This is a genomic window from Methylobacterium sp. E-045 (assembly GCF_022829685.1).
Taxonomy (GTDB): Bacteria; Pseudomonadota; Alphaproteobacteria; order Rhizobiales; family Beijerinckiaceae; genus Methylobacterium.
On record NZ_JAKSYE010000055.1, the window covers coordinates 26,225 to 41,619 of the forward strand.

The following is a 15,395-nucleotide window of genomic DNA, read 5'->3' on the forward strand; positions in this document are numbered from 1 at the left end:
GGGTGTCAGTGGACGCGCGCCCGGTCCACCACCGCGCGGGCCGCCTCGAAGGCCTCGTCCGCATCGAGGTCTGTGGTGTCGAGGAGAACGGCGTCGGCGGCGGCCTTGAGGGGGGCCGTGGAGCGTTGCGCGTCACGCGCATCGCGGGCGACGATGTCGGACAGGATCGCCCCGAGGCTCGCCGGCTCGCCGCGCCGCAGGAGTTCGAGGTGCCGGCGCCGGGCGCGCTCCTCGGCGGCGGCGGTGATGAACAGCTTCACCTGGGCCTGCGGGCAGACCACCGTACCGATGTCGCGGCCATCGAGGACGGCACCGCTGGCGCCCCCGGCGAAGCGCTGCTGCCAGGCGAGCAGGGCCGCGCGCACGGCCGGGATCGACGAGATGCGGGAGGCCGCGTCTCCCATCGCCCGCTCGCGCAGCCTCGGGTCGGCTAGGCGGTCGGCGATCAGCGTCGCGGCGGCCCGTGCCGCGGCGGCGTGATCGTCGAGGTTGCAGCCGGCATCGATCACCGTGAGGGCCACGGCCCGGTAGAGCAGGCCGGTATCGAGATGCGGCAGCCCGTAATGCGCGGCGAGGCGCTTGGCGAGCGTGCCCTTGCCCGAGGCGGCGGGCCCATCGATCGCGATGACCATCGGCATGGGGCTCACTCCGCGATGCGGCCGCCGAGCGTCCGCATCGTCGGCAGGAAGCTCGGGAAACTGGTGGCGATCATGGCGCCGTCGTCGACGGTGACGGGCTCGCGGGTGGCGAGGCCCATCACCAGGAAGGCCATGGCGATGCGGTGGTCGAGATGGGTCGCCACGGTGCCGCCGCCGCGCGCGGCGGAGCCGTCGCCCTCGACGATGAGGTCGTCGCCCTCGATCCGGTAGGTCACGCCGTTCTCGCGCAAACCGTCCGCCACGGCGGCGAGACGGTCGGATTCCTTCACGGTCAGTTCGTGCAGCCCGTTCATCCGGGTGACGCCCTCGGCGAAGGCGGCGGCGACGGCGAGGACGGGGTACTCGTCGATCATCGAGGGGGCACGCTCGGCCGGCACGTCCACCCCCGTGAGGCGGCTGGCGCGGACATGGAGATCGGCCACCGTCTCGCCGCCCTCGTCGCGCTCGTTGCGGCGCTCGATATCCGCGCCCATCTCGATGAGCGTGGTGATGAGGCCGATGCGCAGGGGGTTCATCATCACCCCCTCGATCGTCACTTCGGAGCCCGGGACGATGAGCGCCGCCACCAGGGGGAAGGCCGCCGAGGACGGGTCGGCCGGCACGACGACGTCGGAGCCGCGCAGGGTCGGCTGGCCGGTGAGGGCGATGCTGCGGCCGTGGCCGCCGGGCCCGTGCGGGCTCACCGCCACCTCGGCCCCGAACAGGCGGAGCATCCGTTCGCTGTGGTCCCGGGTCGCCGCCGCCTCGATCACCGTGGTGGTCCCCGGCGCGTTGAGGCCGGCGAGCAGCACGGCGGATTTGATCTGCGCCGAGGCGACGGGGGTCTCGTAGGTGATCGGAATGGCTTCCCTCGGGCCGCGAAGGGTGAGCGGCACGCGGCCGCCCTCCTCCTCGCTGAGTATCTGCGTGCCCATGCGGATCAGCGGATCGAGGATGCGGCGCATGGGGCGCTTGCGCAGGGAGGCGTCGCCGTCGAAGGTCGCGGTGACGTCCTGGCCGCCGACGACGCCCATCATCAGCCGCGAGCCGGTGCCGGCATTGCCGAAATCCAGCACGCCGGCCGGGTCGGTCATCCCGCCAATGCCGACGCCGCGCACGACCCAGCGCCCCTCCCCGAGACGATCGATCCCGGCCCCGAGGGCTCTGGCGGCGTCGGCCGTGCGCAGCACGTCGTCGCCTTCGAGCAATCCCTCGATGCGGGTCTCGCCGATGCTCAGGAGGCCGAGGATCATCGCCCGGTGGGAGATCGACTTGTCGCCCGGCGGCCGCAGCGTCCCGCGCAGGGGCGCGCCGGCGGAAGCGGTCAGGGGTTGCGGTTCGGAATGATGCGACACGAGAATGATGACTTTTCGGCTTCTGGCGCAGTCGGGCCGCCGTGTCCGACCGTTCGGCCGCCAGCGACGTCATGAGGCCGGTTACCACGCAGGCGGGGCGGCGTCATCCGACCCGTCGTGGCCTGCGCGCGGTCGAATCCGGTTGAGGTTTGGGCCGAACGCGGCGGATCGCCCGCGCAAGGGCATTTGACAGGACCGTTTCACCCGACTAACGGGGCGCCTCTCCCAAATCCCTATCAGAGGTTCGCCCGTGGCCAGACCGGAACTCGGCTTGAAGCGTCAATGCATGAGCTGCGGCGCGAAATTCTACGATCTCGACAAGGATCCCGCGACCTGCCCGAAATGCGGGACCATCTATCAGGCCGCCGCGACGTCGCGCATCGCCGCTCCCGCCCTCGCCTCCCGCGCCGCAGCCGTCCCGGCTGACGACGACGAGGATACGGATGCTGAGAAGGGCGGTCCCGAGATCGTCTCCCTGGACGAGGTCGAGGCCGCCGAGGATGAGGCGGACACCACGACCGGCGACGACGATGCCGATTCGACCGACGCCGACGACACCTTCCTCGAGGAGGAGGATAGCGGCGATGACGACGTGGCCGATCTCATCGACGGCGACATCGAGAACGACGAGGAAAGCTGAGGCGCGCCCCCGCCTCGCTTCGCCTGGCCCGAGAGCCCCGGCCGAAAATTCTCGACGGGGAATGCGATTAGGGGCTTGAGTCCGGGCAACGGCCCGAATATAGAACCGCCTCCGCCGGACGCCGCAAGGCAGGTTGGCGGAACGACCACCGCGAGACGTGTTGCGGTGGTCCCAGAAGTGGGGCCTTAGCTCAGCTGGGAGAGCGCTTCCATGGCATGGAAGAGGTCATCGGTTCGATCCCGTTAGGCTCCACCATTTCTTTCCGTCCGGTTCGCGGATGTCGACTCGAGGGTCGGCTTTCAACGAATCGGGCAAGACCGATCTCGGTGAGGTTCACCGAAGATGACGACATTCGCGAGACGGCGTCGCGATTGTCCCGGAATGTGGGGCCTTAGCTCAGCTGGGAGAGCGCTTCCATGGCATGGAAGAGGTCATCGGTTCGATCCCGTTAGGCTCCACCATTCACTTTCAGCCGCCTGCCCATCCTCTCCAGGGTGGTGTGTCGTCCCGCCCCGACCACTGACTTTCCAAGATCGCCGGCGAGGCCGATGTCCCTCCCAGGTCGATGCTGCCACGCGCGTTCCCCGGGACACCGATGCGTCCTGGCATCGCGAATGTTGCGGCTCGTGGGGCGACAACGCTACCGCGCGGAATGGTGTCGCCCTTCGAAATTCAATCGTGCGTATGTCCGGTCGCAAGCTCGATTGCGGAAGACGTCGGCTCTGATCGATCCATCGAGATCATCCTGCCCGATACGGGAAGCTTTGACGTGAGGGCGATGCCGAGCGACCTGTTCGTCTTTGGCGCGTGACGGGTGCGCCTCGGCCCATGGGCTTCGTGAGCGGGCAATCCGCTTGCCCCGCCCATCGGTCGGGCAGGGACGTCGCCGCCCCGCCCCGGCATGGTCCTCGGATGCCCGTGTCCGATGCCGATCACGCCGCGATGCGCGGCGCCACCGCCCTGTGGGAGACGATCCCGCTCAGACGATGTGGAAATCCTGGTACGTGAGCGCGATCGGGTGATCGAGCACGGCGAACGTCACCGCGGAGGCGCTTCCGCTGCCGTCCTTGTCGTAGGATAGGGTCCCCGTGCTGCGGTCGTAGAGGATGCGGTCGGTGGGATCCGCCGAACCGGTGGAGAGATCCTTGAACGCCGTGGCGGCCAGCGTGCCCGTGGGCAGGGCCGGGGCGACCGCCTTCGCGATCTCAATCGTATCGGCGGTCTCGAAATCCGTGATGTGATCGACATTGGCGGCGGAGAAGGCGGTGCTGAAGCGGAACGTGTCGCTGCCCGCTCCGCCGGTGAGGACGTCCTTGCCGAGCAGGCCGTCGAGCCGGTCATCGCCGGCATTGCCCACGAGGGTGTTGGCGACCTTGCTCCCCGTGATGGCGTCGGCGAAGACCGAGCCGAGGACCGCTTCGATGGAGGTCAAGGTATAGGTGCTGCCGAAGGTGCCGGTCGCGGTGCCGGCGCCGAGATCCACGATGGCGCCATTGACGGCGCCGAAAAGGTCGTCGTTCCGGAAATCGAGGGTGTCGATGCCGGACCCACCGTCGATCGTGTCGTTTCCGGCGTGGCCGGTGAAGCGGTTCGCAAGGCTATCGCCGGTCAGGTGGTCGTCGAACTGGGTGCCGACGATGGCCTCGATCCCGATCAGCTTGTCGGTGGTGCCGAAGCCGTCCGTCGCCGTGCCGGCCGCGAGATCGACCGTGACGCCGGAGCCGCCGCCATTGTCGACGTCCCTGTCGTAGCGAACCTCGTCGAACCCCTTGCCGCCGTTGATCGTGTCGTTACCGCCGAGCCCGTAGAACCCCTCGTAGGCGGCGCTCGCGGCGTTGCCTCCGGTCAGGATGTCGACATATTGCGTGCCGCGCACGACCTCGATGCTGATCAGCGTGTCGTGGTTGCCGAACCCGTCGGTGGCGGTGCCCTTCGCGAGGTTGACGGTCACGCCCTGGAGCCCGCCGAAGCTCGCGTCCCTGTCGTAGCGGGCCGCGTCGTTGCCGCCGCCGCCGTCGAGGGTATCGTCACCGGCGAGGCCGATCAGGCTGTCGAAGCTCCGGTCGTTCGTGTCGTTGCCGTGCAGCTTGTCGGCGTATCGGGTTCCGCGCACGCCTTCGATGTTGCTGACCGTATCGGTGGTGCCGAACCCGTCGATGGCGGTCCCCGCCGCGAGGTTCACGGTGACGCCGCTGTTGCCGCCGAAATTGGCGTCCTTGTCGTAGCGCAGTTCGTCGTAGCCCGAACCGCCATCGATGGTGTCGTTCCCGCCGAGGCCGAGGAAGAAGTTGTTCGCGCTGTTCGGGTCGGTGTCCCCGCCCGAGAGCTTGTCGTCATAGGCGGTGCCTCGCACCGATTCGATGTTGCGGAGCGTGTCGACGGTCCCGAACCCGTCGACGGCCTTGCCGGTGGTGAGATTGACGGTGACACCCTGCGTGCCGCCGAAGGCCGCGTCCCGATCGTAGCGGACCTCGTCGAATCCGCTGCCGCCGTCGATCACGTCCTTGCCGGCGAGCCCGTAGAAATACTCCCCCGTGCTGTCCAGGGCGACATTGCCTCCCGTAAGCTTGTCGGCGAGTTGCGTTCCCATCACCGCTTCGATGGAGATCAGCGTATCGGCGTTGCCGAATCCATCCGTGGCCTTGCCGGTGGCGAAGTTGACGATGACGCCCTTCGTGCCACCAAGCCGAAAATCGTTCGCATAATTGGCGATATCGAATCCGGCACCACCATCGATCCGATCCTTCCCGTCGAGGCCGGAAATGACATCGTCGCCTGCCATGCCATTGATGGTATTGCTCTGGCCGAGGTCATCGACATAGGTGTCGTTATTAGGTGTGAGATTGACCACCGACATGTTCGCCCCGCCGTCAAATCAATGATTCGTGATGAATTTGGAGTGTTCGAAAAGGAATGACGGGTGTTGATACCTCGGACGGGTCCAAGATCAAATAGTCTTTGTGCGACGACGCAGTGATGGCCGCCATCCGGACGTGGGAAGATTGCGGTTTGGTCGTCCGGGCCGGGGTGTTGCTCGGCTGCCCCTGCCGGTCTTCGGCGCGGCACTCCATCCCCCGGCACAGCCCTGCCGGAGGCCGGCGATCCCGCTCCGCGTGACGATGATGCATGACCGGCGCTACGGCGACGGCGTGTGCAGGCAAGCGCCGCATGATAATCCGGGGTCATGACGCGTCCCGCAACACCGCTCGCCCTCACCTCGCGCTCTGCTTCGGACGCCGAGCTGCTGATCGAGACTCTGAGCGCACGGCTCCTGAACGGCGACAGCGCGACGACGGTGCTCGAGGGCTGGTGCGAGGAGCGTCGGCTCGCGTCGGCGGCCCGTCTGGTGGCGACGCGGGTTCCGGGTCCCGACCGGCTTCCGAACCCGGCGCAGAGCCGGCGGTTCGCCTTGCTCGACGGAGAGGTGGTTCGGTACCGGCACGTCCGCCTGAGTTGCGCAGGCCACGTCCTGTCTCAGGCCGAGAACTGGTACGTCCCGGCTCGCCTGACGACGGAGATGAACCGGTCCCTCGACGTGACCGAGGCGCCCTTCGGCCGGGTGGTCCACACCCTGTTCCCCAAACGGCGGAACCTCCGCCTGTTGAGATTGTGGGAGCGGGATGCGGGTATTCCCGGCCCGTCGGATCTCGTCTTCGCCATCGAGGCGATCCTCTCGGACCGGTCGGGGCGTCCGATCTGCGAGGTCAGCGAGACCTATACCGGCGCCATCCTCGCAGAAGGCAGCGTTTAGCCGCGCTCGTCACTCGTCGAGACGGAATTCCGGGTCGAGCTTCGACAGTTTCAGCAGGTTCTGGCCATAGGCGGTCTTGGCGAAGAGCTCGCCGCGGGCGATCAGCTGCGCCTTGTCGATGAATCCTTGGAGATAGGCGATTTCCTCCAGGCAGGCGACCTGGAGGCCCTGCCGGTTCTGAAGCGTCCGCACGAACTCGCCCGCCTCCAGCAGGCTGTCATGCGTCCCCGTATCGAGCCAGGCATAGCCGCGCGACATGCGCTGCACATGGAGTTCGCCGAGGTCGAGATAGGCCTGGTTGACGGAGGTGATCTCCAACTCGCCGCGGGCCGAGGGCTTCACGGCGGCGGCGATGTCGAGCACCCGGTTGTCGTAGAAGTAGAGGCCGGTCACGGCCCAGGGGCTTTCGGGCTCCGAAGGCTTCTCGACGATGCGAAGGGGGCGTCCGTCACGGTCGAGGGTGACCACGCCGTAGGCCTCCGGGTGGTCCACATGATAGGCGAAGATCGTCGCGCCGCTTGCCCGTTCGCGCGCCTGTTTCAGCATGGCGCTCATGCCCGAGCCGAAGAACAGGTTGTCGCCCAGTACCAGGGCGACGTCGTCCGAGCCGACGAAGTTGCGCCCGATGGTGAAGGCCTGGGCGAGGCCTTCCGGGCGCGGCTGAACGGCGTAGCTGAAGGAGAGGCCGAACTGCTCGCCGGTGCCGAACAGGCGCTCGTAATTGCCGAGATGCTCGGGGCTCGAGATGATCAGGATCTCGCGGATGCCGGCGAGCATCAGCACCGAGACCGGGTAATAGATCATCGGCTTGTCGTAGACGGGCAGAAGCTGCTTGTTGATCGACAGGGTCGCCGGATGGAGGCGCGTGCCGGACCCGCCGGCGAGAACGATGCCCTTCATGACTGTGTCTCTGCTGAATGAGGCGCGGGGCCGACAAGCCGATCGAGGATGTCGTCGAGGGCGGCCTGCCAGGGACGCGGCGTCAGCCCATAGGCTGTCGTCAGGCTCTCCGTCGACAGTTCGGAATTGGCGGGCCGCCGCGCGGGCGTCGGATAGGCGCTCGTGGGGATGCCGTTGACCGGAACGCCCCGCCCGCCGCGCGCGGCCGAGCCGGCGACGATGGCCTGCGCGAAACCGTGCCAGGTGGTGGCGCCCGCGTTGACGAAGTGGTGCGTGCCCGTGGGCGCGTCGCTGTCGGCGGAAAGACGCAGGGCGATGTCCGCGAGGGCGGCGGCGAGATCGGCGGCCGAGGTCGGGCAGCCGCGCTGGTCGTTCACCACGTTCAGCGCCTCCCGCTCGGCGGCGAGCCGCAGCATCGTCTTCACGAAGTTGCCCCGGTGCGGGCTCACGACCCAGGCCGTGCGCAGGATCGCGTGGCGCGGATTGGCGGTGCGGACCGCCATCTCGCCGGCGGCCTTGCTGGCGCCGTAGACGCTCGTCGGACGGATCGGTGCGTCGGGCGCGTAGGCGCCGGGCGCGGCGCCGTCGAAGACGTAATCGGTGGAGACGTGGACGAGGGGGATGCCCCGCCGCGCCGTCTCGGCCGCCAGGATGGCGGGGGCTAGGGCGTTGAGGCGCCAGGCCTCCACCACCTCCGACTCGGCCTTGTCGACGGCGGTATAGGCGGCGGCGTTCACCACCGCCCCGATCGTGCGCTCGGAGAACACCCGGGCCACGGCGGCGGCGTCGGTGATGTCCAGTTCGGAACGGGTCGGGGCGACGAGGGTCACGCCCGGGCCCCAGTGCCGGGAGGCCTGCAGTTCGGTGCCGACCTGGCCCGCCCCGCCGAGGATCAGGATATCCATGTCACGCCTTCGTCGCTTGTGCGCCGAGGCCGAGACGCTCGCCGGTATAGCGGCCCTCGCGGATCGGGCGCCACCAGGCCTCGTTGGCGAGATACCAGCGCACGGTCTCCTCCAGGGCGTCCTCGAAGGATTTGGTGGGGGTCCAGCCGATCTCGCGCTCGGCCTTACCGCGGTCGATGGCGTAGCGCCGGTCATGGCCCGGCCGGTCGGCGACGAAGGCGATCAGGCGCTCGTGCGGTCCATGGTCCGGCAGCAAGCGGTCAAAGGCGGCGCAGAGGGCCTTCACCACCGCGAGGTTGTTGCGCACCGAGCGGCCGCCCAGGAGATAGGTCTCGCCGAGGCGGCCCCGTTCCAGCACCGCCACGAGGCCGCGTGCGTGGTCCTCCACGTGGATCCAGTCGCGCTCGTTGAGGCCGTCGCCGTAGACCGGCAGGGGCCGGCCTTCGAGGGCGTTCAGGATCATCAGCGGAATCAGCTTTTCGGGGAAGTGCCGGGGGCCGTAATTGTTGGAGCAGTTCGTCACCAGCACCGGCAGGCCGTAGGTCTCGTGCCATGCGCGCGCCAGATGGTCGGAGGCGGCCTTGGAGGCCGAATAGGGCGAGCGCGGATCGTAGCGGCTGTCCTCGGTGAAGAAGCCGTCGGGGGGAAGCGAGCCGTAGACCTCGTCGGTGGAGACGTGGAGGAACCGGAACGCCGCCCTCGCCTCGCCGGTCAGGCTCTCCCAATAGGTGCGGGCGCCGTCGAGCATCACCTGCGTGCCGACGACGTTGGTGCGGATGAAGGCACCGGGATCGGTGATCGAGCGGTCCACATGGCTCTCAGCGGCCAGATGCATGACGGCATCCGGCCGGAACTCGGCGTAGAGGGCGTGCACGGTGGCGGGATCGCAGATGTCGCCGGTCACGAGCCGGTGCCGCGGATCGCCGTCGAGGGGCGCCAGCGAGATCGGATTGGCCGCATAGGTCAGCGCGTCGAGGGTGGCGACCTCATGGCCGAGATCCTGGACGAGGTGCAGGACCAGCGCCGAGCCGATGAAGCCACATCCGCCCGTGACCAGGATGCGCAGGGGTTTGGCCATCTTCACAAATCCTCGTGGTCACGCATGGGCGGGTCCGTATCCTATGGCTACCACGTGGCGTCGCGTATGGGGCGGGCGGTGGCTCGGCGTGCCTCACAAAACTCCCGGACGCGGTCCGGTCTCCCTCCGAGCGCGATGGTGCGGCGGGAGTTTCGTGAGAGACGCTCAGAACACCGTGCCGAGATCGGCGAAGGACGGTGCCACGCGATCCTTGTCGGACAGGACGGCCTCGTTCTCGCCGACCGGCCAGGCGATGGCCAGTTCCGGATCGTTCCAGGCCAGATTGCGGTCGTGCTCGCGGCTGTAATACGCTGACACCTTGTAGGCGACCATGGTGTCCGGTTCCAGGGTGCAGAACCCATGGCCGAACCCCACCGGGACGTAGAGCTGTTCGCCCGCGGCGGCGTCGAGCCGGACGGCGACGTGCCGGCCATAGGTCTCGGAGCCGCGCCGCAGGTCGACGGCGACATCGAGGATGGCGCCCGACAGGACGCGCACGAGCTTGGCCTGGCCCGCCGGTGCGAGCTGGAAATGCAGGCCGCGAACGGTCCCGCTCTGTGCGGAGAAGGATTGATTGTCCTGCACGAAGGTGTCGGCGATCCCGGCCGCTGCCAGGATATCGGCCCGGAAGGTCTCCGAGAACCAGCCCCTGTCGTCGCCGAACCGGTTGGGCACGACCCGCCTGACTGCGGGAATCTGTGTCTCGATCACACGCATCGCGATCCACCCTTCTGCATCGGGGGCCTCTAGGCGCGTGCCGGGCCGCCCTGTCAAGGCATCCGCCGGCGTTCTCGCCCGTCCCGACCGGGCGCTTGCCCCTCTGGCGCCCGGAGGGCTAACTCCCGCTTCTCGCGAGGTGGGACCGCCCCGGCGGCCGCCGGAACCGTTCTGGAGGACGTACGACGATGAAGACGTCACGAGAAATGCCGACACGATCCGCCGTGGCCGTGATCGCCCTGATCGCCATGATGGGGGGAGCCTTCGCGCAGAAGGGGGCTGACCCGAGCGGGGTCTGGCTCACGGAGAACGGGGCTTCGAAGGTTCGGATCGCACGCTGCGGCGGCGGCTATTGCGGCACCCTGGTGAGCGTGCCGGGCAAGGGCCTCGATTCCAAGAACCCCGATACCGCCCTGCAATCCCGCAGCCTGATCGGCGTCCAGATCATGAACGCGGCGACCCCGTCCGGCGACGGCTACGAGGGCTCGCTCTACAACCCCAACGACGGCAAGACCTATTCCGGCAGTCTCACCGTCAAGGGGCCGAACGTGGTCGAAGTGGCGGGCTGCGTCATGAGCGTGTTCTGCAAGCGCCAGACCTGGAAGCGCGTCAACTGACGGAGAGCGCCTGGGCGATGGCGTCGATCGCCGCCCCGGCGCCGGCCCCCTCCGGGCCACCGGCCTGCGCCATGTCGCGGCGGCCGCCGCCGCCCTTGCCGCCGAGATGCCCTGCCCCGGCGCGGACGAGGGCCACCGCGTCGAACCGGTCGATCAGGTCCTCGGTGACGCCGACGACGAGGCCGGCCTTGCCGTCCGGCGACACGCCGACCAGGGCGACGATGCCGGTGCCGATGCGGCTCTTGCCGGCATCGGCCAGGCTTTTCAGGTCGCGCATCTCGACGCCCTCGACGACCTTGGCCATCAGCTTGACGCCGCCGACCTCGACGATGCCGTCGTCGTTCCCCGACGCGCCGCCCATGGCGAGCTTCTTCTTGGCGTCCGACAACTCGCGCTCCAGGCGGCGTCGCTCCTCGAGGAGCCCGCTCAGCCGCTCGGGCACGTCGGCGCTCTGAACCTTCAGGAGCCCGGCGATCTGGCCGAGGGTGCGGCTCTCTTCGGCGCGATGGCGGCGGGCCGCCCCGGCGGTGAGGGCTTCGATGCGGCGCACGCCGGCACCGACCGCGCTCTCGCCGAGCACCGAGATCTGACCGATCTCGCCGGTGCGGCCCGCATGGGTGCCGCCGCACAATTCGATGGAGAAGGCCGGAAGCCTGCCCTCCTCCGCGAGTTCGCCCCGATCGTCGACCGGACGTCCCATGGAGACGACGCGAACCTCGTCGCCGTATTTCTCGCCGAACAGGGCGCGGGCACCGGAGGCGACGGCCTCGTCCTGGGCCATCAGCTTCGTCACCACGGGCGTGTTCTGCAGGAGCACCGCGTTGGCGATGTCCTCGACGGCGCGGAGCTCGGCCTCGTCCATGGGCTTGGGATGGCTGAAATCGAAGCGCAGGCGCTCGGCCGAGACCAGCGACCCCTTCTGGGCCACGTGATCGCCGAGCACCTGACGCAGGGCCTCGTGCAGCAGATGGGTGGCCGAATGGTTGGCGCGGATCGCCGACCGGCGGGCGTGATCGACGGTGAGTTCGGCCGCCTGCCCGAGGGACAGCCGCCCCCCGTCGATGGTGACGTGATGCACGAAGAGATCGCCGAGCTTCTTCTCCGTGGCGGTGACCCGCGCGCTCAGGCCCGACGCGGTCAGGCGGCCGGTATCGCCCACCTGACCGCCGGATTCCGCGTAGAACGGGGTCTGGTTGAGGAGCACGAGGCCGGTCTCCCCGGCCGACAGGCTCTCCACCTCCGCCCCGTCGCGCAGGAGCGCGGTGACGATGCCCTCCGCGCCCTCGGTCTCGTATCCCAGGAACTCGGTGGCGCCGACGCGCTCCTTGATGCCGTACCAGACCGTTTCCGTGGCGGCCTCGCCCGAGCCGGTCCAGGCGGCGCGGGCGGCCTTGCGCTGGCGCTCCATCGCCTCGCCGAACGCGTCCGTGTCGACGCCGATGCCGCGGGCCTTCAGGGCGTCCTGGGTCAGGTCGAGGGGAAAGCCGTAGGTGTCGTAGAGGGTGAAGGCGGTGTCGCCGGACAGGTTCTGGCCGGAGACCAGGCTGCGGCTCTCGGTATCGAGGATGGCGAGGCCCCGCTCCAGGGTGCGGCGGAAGCGGGTTTCCTCCAGGCGCAGGGTCTCCGAGATCAGGCTCTCGGCGCGGGTGAGTTCGGGATAGGCCTGCCCCATCTCGCGGATGAGGGTGGGAACGAGGCGGAACATCACCGGCTCGCGGGAGCCGAGGAGTTCGAGATGGCGCATGGCCCGGCGCATGATGCGGCGCAGGACGTAGCCGCGGCCCTCGTTCGACGGCAGCACGCCGTCGGCGATGAGGAACGAGACCGACCGCAGGTGATCGGCGATGACGCGGTAGGAGGCGACGGTGCCGGGCTCCGGCGGCCGGCCGACCGCGTGGCTCACCGCATCGATCAGGGCCTTGAACAGGTCGGTATCGTAGTTGCTGGTGACGCCCTGGAGGATCGCCGCCATGCGCTCCAGCCCCATGCCGGTGTCGATGGAGGGGCGCGGCAGGGCGAGGCGGTTGCCCGGCTCGATCTGCTCGTACTGCATGAAGACGAGGTTCCAGAATTCGAGGAACCGGTCGCCGTCCTCGTCCGGTGAACCGGGCGGACCGCCCTGCAGGCCGGGACCCTGGTCGATGAAGATCTCCGAGCAAGGACCGCAGGGGCCGGTATCGCCCATCTGCCAGAAGTTGTCGGAGGTGCCGATGCGGATGATCCGGTCGTCACCGAAACCCGCGATCTTCTTCCACAGATCGGCCGCCTCGTCGTCATCCGCATAGACGGTGACAAGGAGGCGGTCCTTCGACAGGCCGAACTCCTTCGTGATCAGGCTCCAGGCCAGCTCGATCGCCCGCGGCTTGAAATAATCGCCGAAGGAGAAGTTGCCGAGCATCTCGAAGAAGGTGTGGTGGCGCGCCGTATAGCCGACATTGTCGAGGTCGTTGTGCTTGCCGCCGGCGCGCACGCATTTCTGCGCCGTGGTGGCCCGGTTGTAGGGCCGCTTCTCCACGCCGGTGAAGACGTTCTTGAACTGCACCATCCCCGCATTGGTGAACATCAGGGTCGGGTCGTTGCGGGGAACGAGGGACGACGACGGCACCACGGCGTGGTCCGCCCTGGCGAAATAGTCGAGGAAGGCCGACCGGATCTCGTTGACGCCGCTCATCGTGAAATGACTCTGTCGTGGGCTTTGGGCGGTCGAGACGACGACCCGAGGCTTCTTCGTGGCTTGCGCCCTCATAAGGAGGCCGGACCGTCGAGTCACGCCCGGTCGATCGCGGTGGGTTCCGCTTTTTCACCACGGGGCTGCGAAACGGCGGCAGTGCCCGTCGCGTCCCCTCCGAAACGGCGGTTCGAGGATGACGTCTCGGACCCTTTGCGGGTGGCGCGGAGGCGCAACGCGCGAGCCGTGACGCCTCTCGTTGAGGTCCAGCCGAAGAGCGGATCGGTACTGCGCCGGTCCGACCATCAAAAAAGGCCGCCGCACGTGAGTGCGGCGGCCCCTTCATGTCAGTGCGAGGCGATCAGGCCTCGCCTTCGTCCAGATCGTCCTCGGTGGGCTTGGCGGTCTCGAGGATCTTGTCGGCGAGCAGGCCGGAATTCTGACGGATCGCCGCTTCGATCTTGTTGGCGATGTCCGGGTTGTCGCGCAGGAACCCCTTCGAGTTCTCGCGGCCCTGGCCGAGACGCTGGCTCGCATAGGAGAACCAGGCGCCGGACTTCTCCACGATCCCGGCCTTTACCCCGAGATCGATCAACTCGCCGACCTTGGAGACGCCCTCGCCGAACATGATGTCGAACTCCACCTGCTTGAAGGGCGGGGCGACCTTGTTCTTCACCACCTTGACGCGGACCTGATTGCCGATGGCCTCGTCACGGTCCTTCAGGGTGGAGATGCGGCGGATGTCGAGACGCACCGAGGCGTAGAACTTCAGGGCGTTGCCGCCCGTGGTCGTCTCCGGGCTGCCGTACATGACGCCGATCTTCATCCGGATCTGGTTGATGAAGATCACCATGCATTTGGAGCGCGAGATCGAGCCGGTGAGCTTGCGCAGGGCCTGGCTCATCAGGCGCGCCTGAAGGCCGGGCTGGCTGTCGCCCATCTCGCCCTCGATCTCGGCGCGAGGGGTCAGCGCCGCCACCGAATCGACCACGAGCACGTCGATGGCGCCCGAACGGACCAGGGTGTCGGTGATCTCGAGGGCCTGTTCGCCGGTATCGGGCTGCGAGATCAGCAGGTCGTCGAGCTGCACGCCGAGCTTGCGCGCATAGACCGGATCGAGGGCGTGTTCCGCGTCCACGAAGGCGCAGACGCCGCCCTTCTTCTGGGCTTCGGCGATGGTGTGCAGGGCCAGCGTGGTCTTGCCCGAGGATTCGGGGCCGTAGATCTCGATCACCCGGCCACGCGGCAGGCCGCCGACGCCCAGCGCGATATCGAGGCCGAGCGACCCGGTGGAGACGGTCTCGACCTCCGCCACCTTGTCGTTCTTGCCGAGCCGCATGATCGAGCCCTTGCCGAAGGCACGCTCGATCTGGGACAGCGCGGCATCGATCGCCTTCGCCTTGTCCTTGTCCACCATCGGGGATTCCACAACTTTCAGCGCGGGCTGGGCCATATCTCGGCATCCTTATGCATGGGGAGAGCTCAAGGCTCAATGCGCCTCGGATGCGATTGATGTACTCGTTTTGTTCTCATTGCGCAAGGAGGTGGGTCTGCAAATGGACAGGTCGCACGTCGAAATTCCGTCGGATGCGGGAGGAGTGACATGGTTCCAGGCGCCTCGAACGTGGTGACGATCAATCCCGACGATGACCTGGAGACGGGGAGCGGTCGGGTCTGGACGCCAGAACGCAACGCAAGAGCGTGGCAGCGGTCCTACCAGGATTTGGAGGAAGCCCTCAAACGGCTTCGCGACGCCCGGATCGTCGTGGTCTGTGGCGTGCAGGGTTCGGGAAAGACGACTTGGATCGCCGCCCAGCCTCGGTCGTCGCCGGTCATCTACTTCGACGCGGCCCTGCCCGGGATACGACATCGGGCGACGCTTCTCGGCATCGCGCGACGCCATGGCGCCGGCATCGATGCGGTGTGGATCAGGACGCCGCTCGATACGGCGCTCGAGCGCAAAGCCGGACGTCCGGCGGACAGGATCGTCCCGGTTGCGGCGATCCTGTCCGTGGCGAACCAGTTCGAGGAGCCGACGACCGCGGAAGGATTCGATCGTGTCCATATCGTCGATACGGGGTGAGGCGGCCCGGCCCCAGTGGGGACCGGAGGCCGCGGGGCCAAAC

The 15,395-nt window shown here is 68.1% G+C and carries 13 protein-coding genes and 2 tRNA genes; 6 read left to right on the forward strand and 9 right to left on the reverse strand.

Annotated elements, in window-relative coordinates; genetic code table 11:
• Positions 1 to 5: 5 nt before the first annotated feature.
• Positions 6 to 638, reverse strand: a complete 633-nt coding sequence (cmk, locus tag MKK51_RS07220; RefSeq protein WP_243975981.1) for a (d)CMP kinase — start codon at positions 636 to 638, stop codon at positions 6 to 8.
• A 5-nt stretch (positions 639 to 643) separates the two neighbouring features.
• Positions 644 to 1,993 carry a 3-phosphoshikimate 1-carboxyvinyltransferase gene (aroA, locus tag MKK51_RS07225; RefSeq protein WP_243975982.1) on the reverse strand — a complete coding sequence of 450 codons (1,350 nt, stop codon included), beginning with the start codon at positions 1,991 to 1,993 and terminating at the stop codon, positions 644 to 646.
• Positions 1,994 to 2,243: 250 nt separating this feature from the next.
• On the opposite strand from aroA, the gene MKK51_RS07230 reads away from it, so the two are divergent.
• The 3 genes from MKK51_RS07230 (at position 2,244) to MKK51_RS07240 (ending at position 3,094) form a co-directional block, all read left to right on the forward strand.
• A complete protein-coding gene (locus MKK51_RS07230; RefSeq protein WP_243975983.1) occupies positions 2,244 to 2,633 on the forward strand; it encodes a TIGR02300 family protein in 390 nt (129 codons plus the stop codon).
• A gap of 179 nt (positions 2,634 to 2,812) precedes the next feature.
• Positions 2,813 to 2,888: transfer RNA gene (locus MKK51_RS07235), tRNA-Ala, on the forward strand.
• A gap of 130 nt (positions 2,889 to 3,018) precedes the next feature.
• Positions 3,019 to 3,094: transfer RNA gene (locus MKK51_RS07240), tRNA-Ala, on the forward strand.
• 518 nt (positions 3,095 to 3,612) lie between these two features.
• Here the strand turns inward: MKK51_RS07240 and MKK51_RS07245 are convergent.
• Positions 3,613 to 5,490 (reverse strand): calcium-binding protein, encoded by a 1,878-nt coding sequence (locus tag MKK51_RS07245; RefSeq protein ID WP_243975984.1) that lies wholly within the window; start codon positions 5,488 to 5,490, stop codon positions 3,613 to 3,615.
• Between the two features lie 327 nt (positions 5,491 to 5,817).
• On the opposite strand from MKK51_RS07245, the gene MKK51_RS07250 reads away from it, so the two are divergent.
• On the forward strand, positions 5,818 to 6,384 hold the full coding sequence (locus MKK51_RS07250; protein WP_243975986.1) for a hypothetical protein: 567 nt from the start codon (positions 5,818 to 5,820) through the stop codon (positions 6,382 to 6,384).
• Between the two features lie 9 nt (positions 6,385 to 6,393).
• Here MKK51_RS07250 and rfbA read toward each other — a convergent pair whose 3' ends face one another.
• The 4 genes from rfbA to rfbC all read right to left on the reverse strand — a co-directional run bounded on the left by rfbA (position 6,394) and on the right by rfbC (position 9,984).
• A complete protein-coding gene (gene rfbA, locus MKK51_RS07255) occupies positions 6,394 to 7,284 on the reverse strand; it encodes a glucose-1-phosphate thymidylyltransferase RfbA (protein WP_243975988.1) in 891 nt (296 codons plus the stop codon).
• On the reverse strand, positions 7,281 to 8,189 hold the full coding sequence (gene rfbD, locus MKK51_RS07260) for a dTDP-4-dehydrorhamnose reductase (protein ID WP_243975990.1): 909 nt from the start codon (positions 8,187 to 8,189) through the stop codon (positions 7,281 to 7,283). Before rfbD ends, rfbA begins: the two co-directional genes overlap by 4 nt.
• A 1-nt stretch (position 8,190) precedes the next feature.
• Positions 8,191 to 9,255, reverse strand: coding sequence for a dTDP-glucose 4,6-dehydratase (gene rfbB / locus MKK51_RS07265; RefSeq protein WP_243976058.1), 1,065 nt, complete (start codon positions 9,253 to 9,255; stop codon positions 8,191 to 8,193).
• 177 nt (positions 9,256 to 9,432) lie between these two features.
• Positions 9,433 to 9,984 (reverse strand): dTDP-4-dehydrorhamnose 3,5-epimerase, encoded by a 552-nt coding sequence (gene rfbC / locus MKK51_RS07270; protein WP_243975992.1) that lies wholly within the window; start codon positions 9,982 to 9,984, stop codon positions 9,433 to 9,435.
• A 188-nt stretch (positions 9,985 to 10,172) separates the two neighbouring features.
• Between rfbC and MKK51_RS07275 the strand changes: the two genes are divergently transcribed.
• Complete coding sequence (locus MKK51_RS07275; protein ID WP_409565635.1) at positions 10,173 to 10,601, forward strand: DUF2147 domain-containing protein; 429 nt, start codon at positions 10,173 to 10,175, stop codon at positions 10,599 to 10,601.
• On the opposite strand, the gene alaS is transcribed toward MKK51_RS07275, so the two are convergent.
• Complete coding sequence (alaS, locus tag MKK51_RS07280) at positions 10,594 to 13,272, reverse strand: alanine--tRNA ligase (RefSeq protein WP_243975994.1); 2,679 nt, start codon at positions 13,270 to 13,272, stop codon at positions 10,594 to 10,596. The genes MKK51_RS07275 and alaS overlap by 8 nt on opposite strands.
• A gap of 358 nt (positions 13,273 to 13,630) precedes the next feature.
• Positions 13,631 to 14,722, reverse strand: coding sequence for a recombinase RecA (recA, locus tag MKK51_RS07285; protein ID WP_243975995.1), 1,092 nt, complete (start codon positions 14,720 to 14,722; stop codon positions 13,631 to 13,633).
• Between the two features lie 150 nt (positions 14,723 to 14,872).
• Here recA and MKK51_RS07290 point away from each other — a divergent pair, with 150 nt between their 5' ends.
• Complete coding sequence (locus MKK51_RS07290; RefSeq protein ID WP_243975996.1) at positions 14,873 to 15,352, forward strand: kinase; 480 nt, start codon at positions 14,873 to 14,875, stop codon at positions 15,350 to 15,352.
• The last annotated feature ends 43 nt before the right edge of the window (positions 15,353 to 15,395 follow it).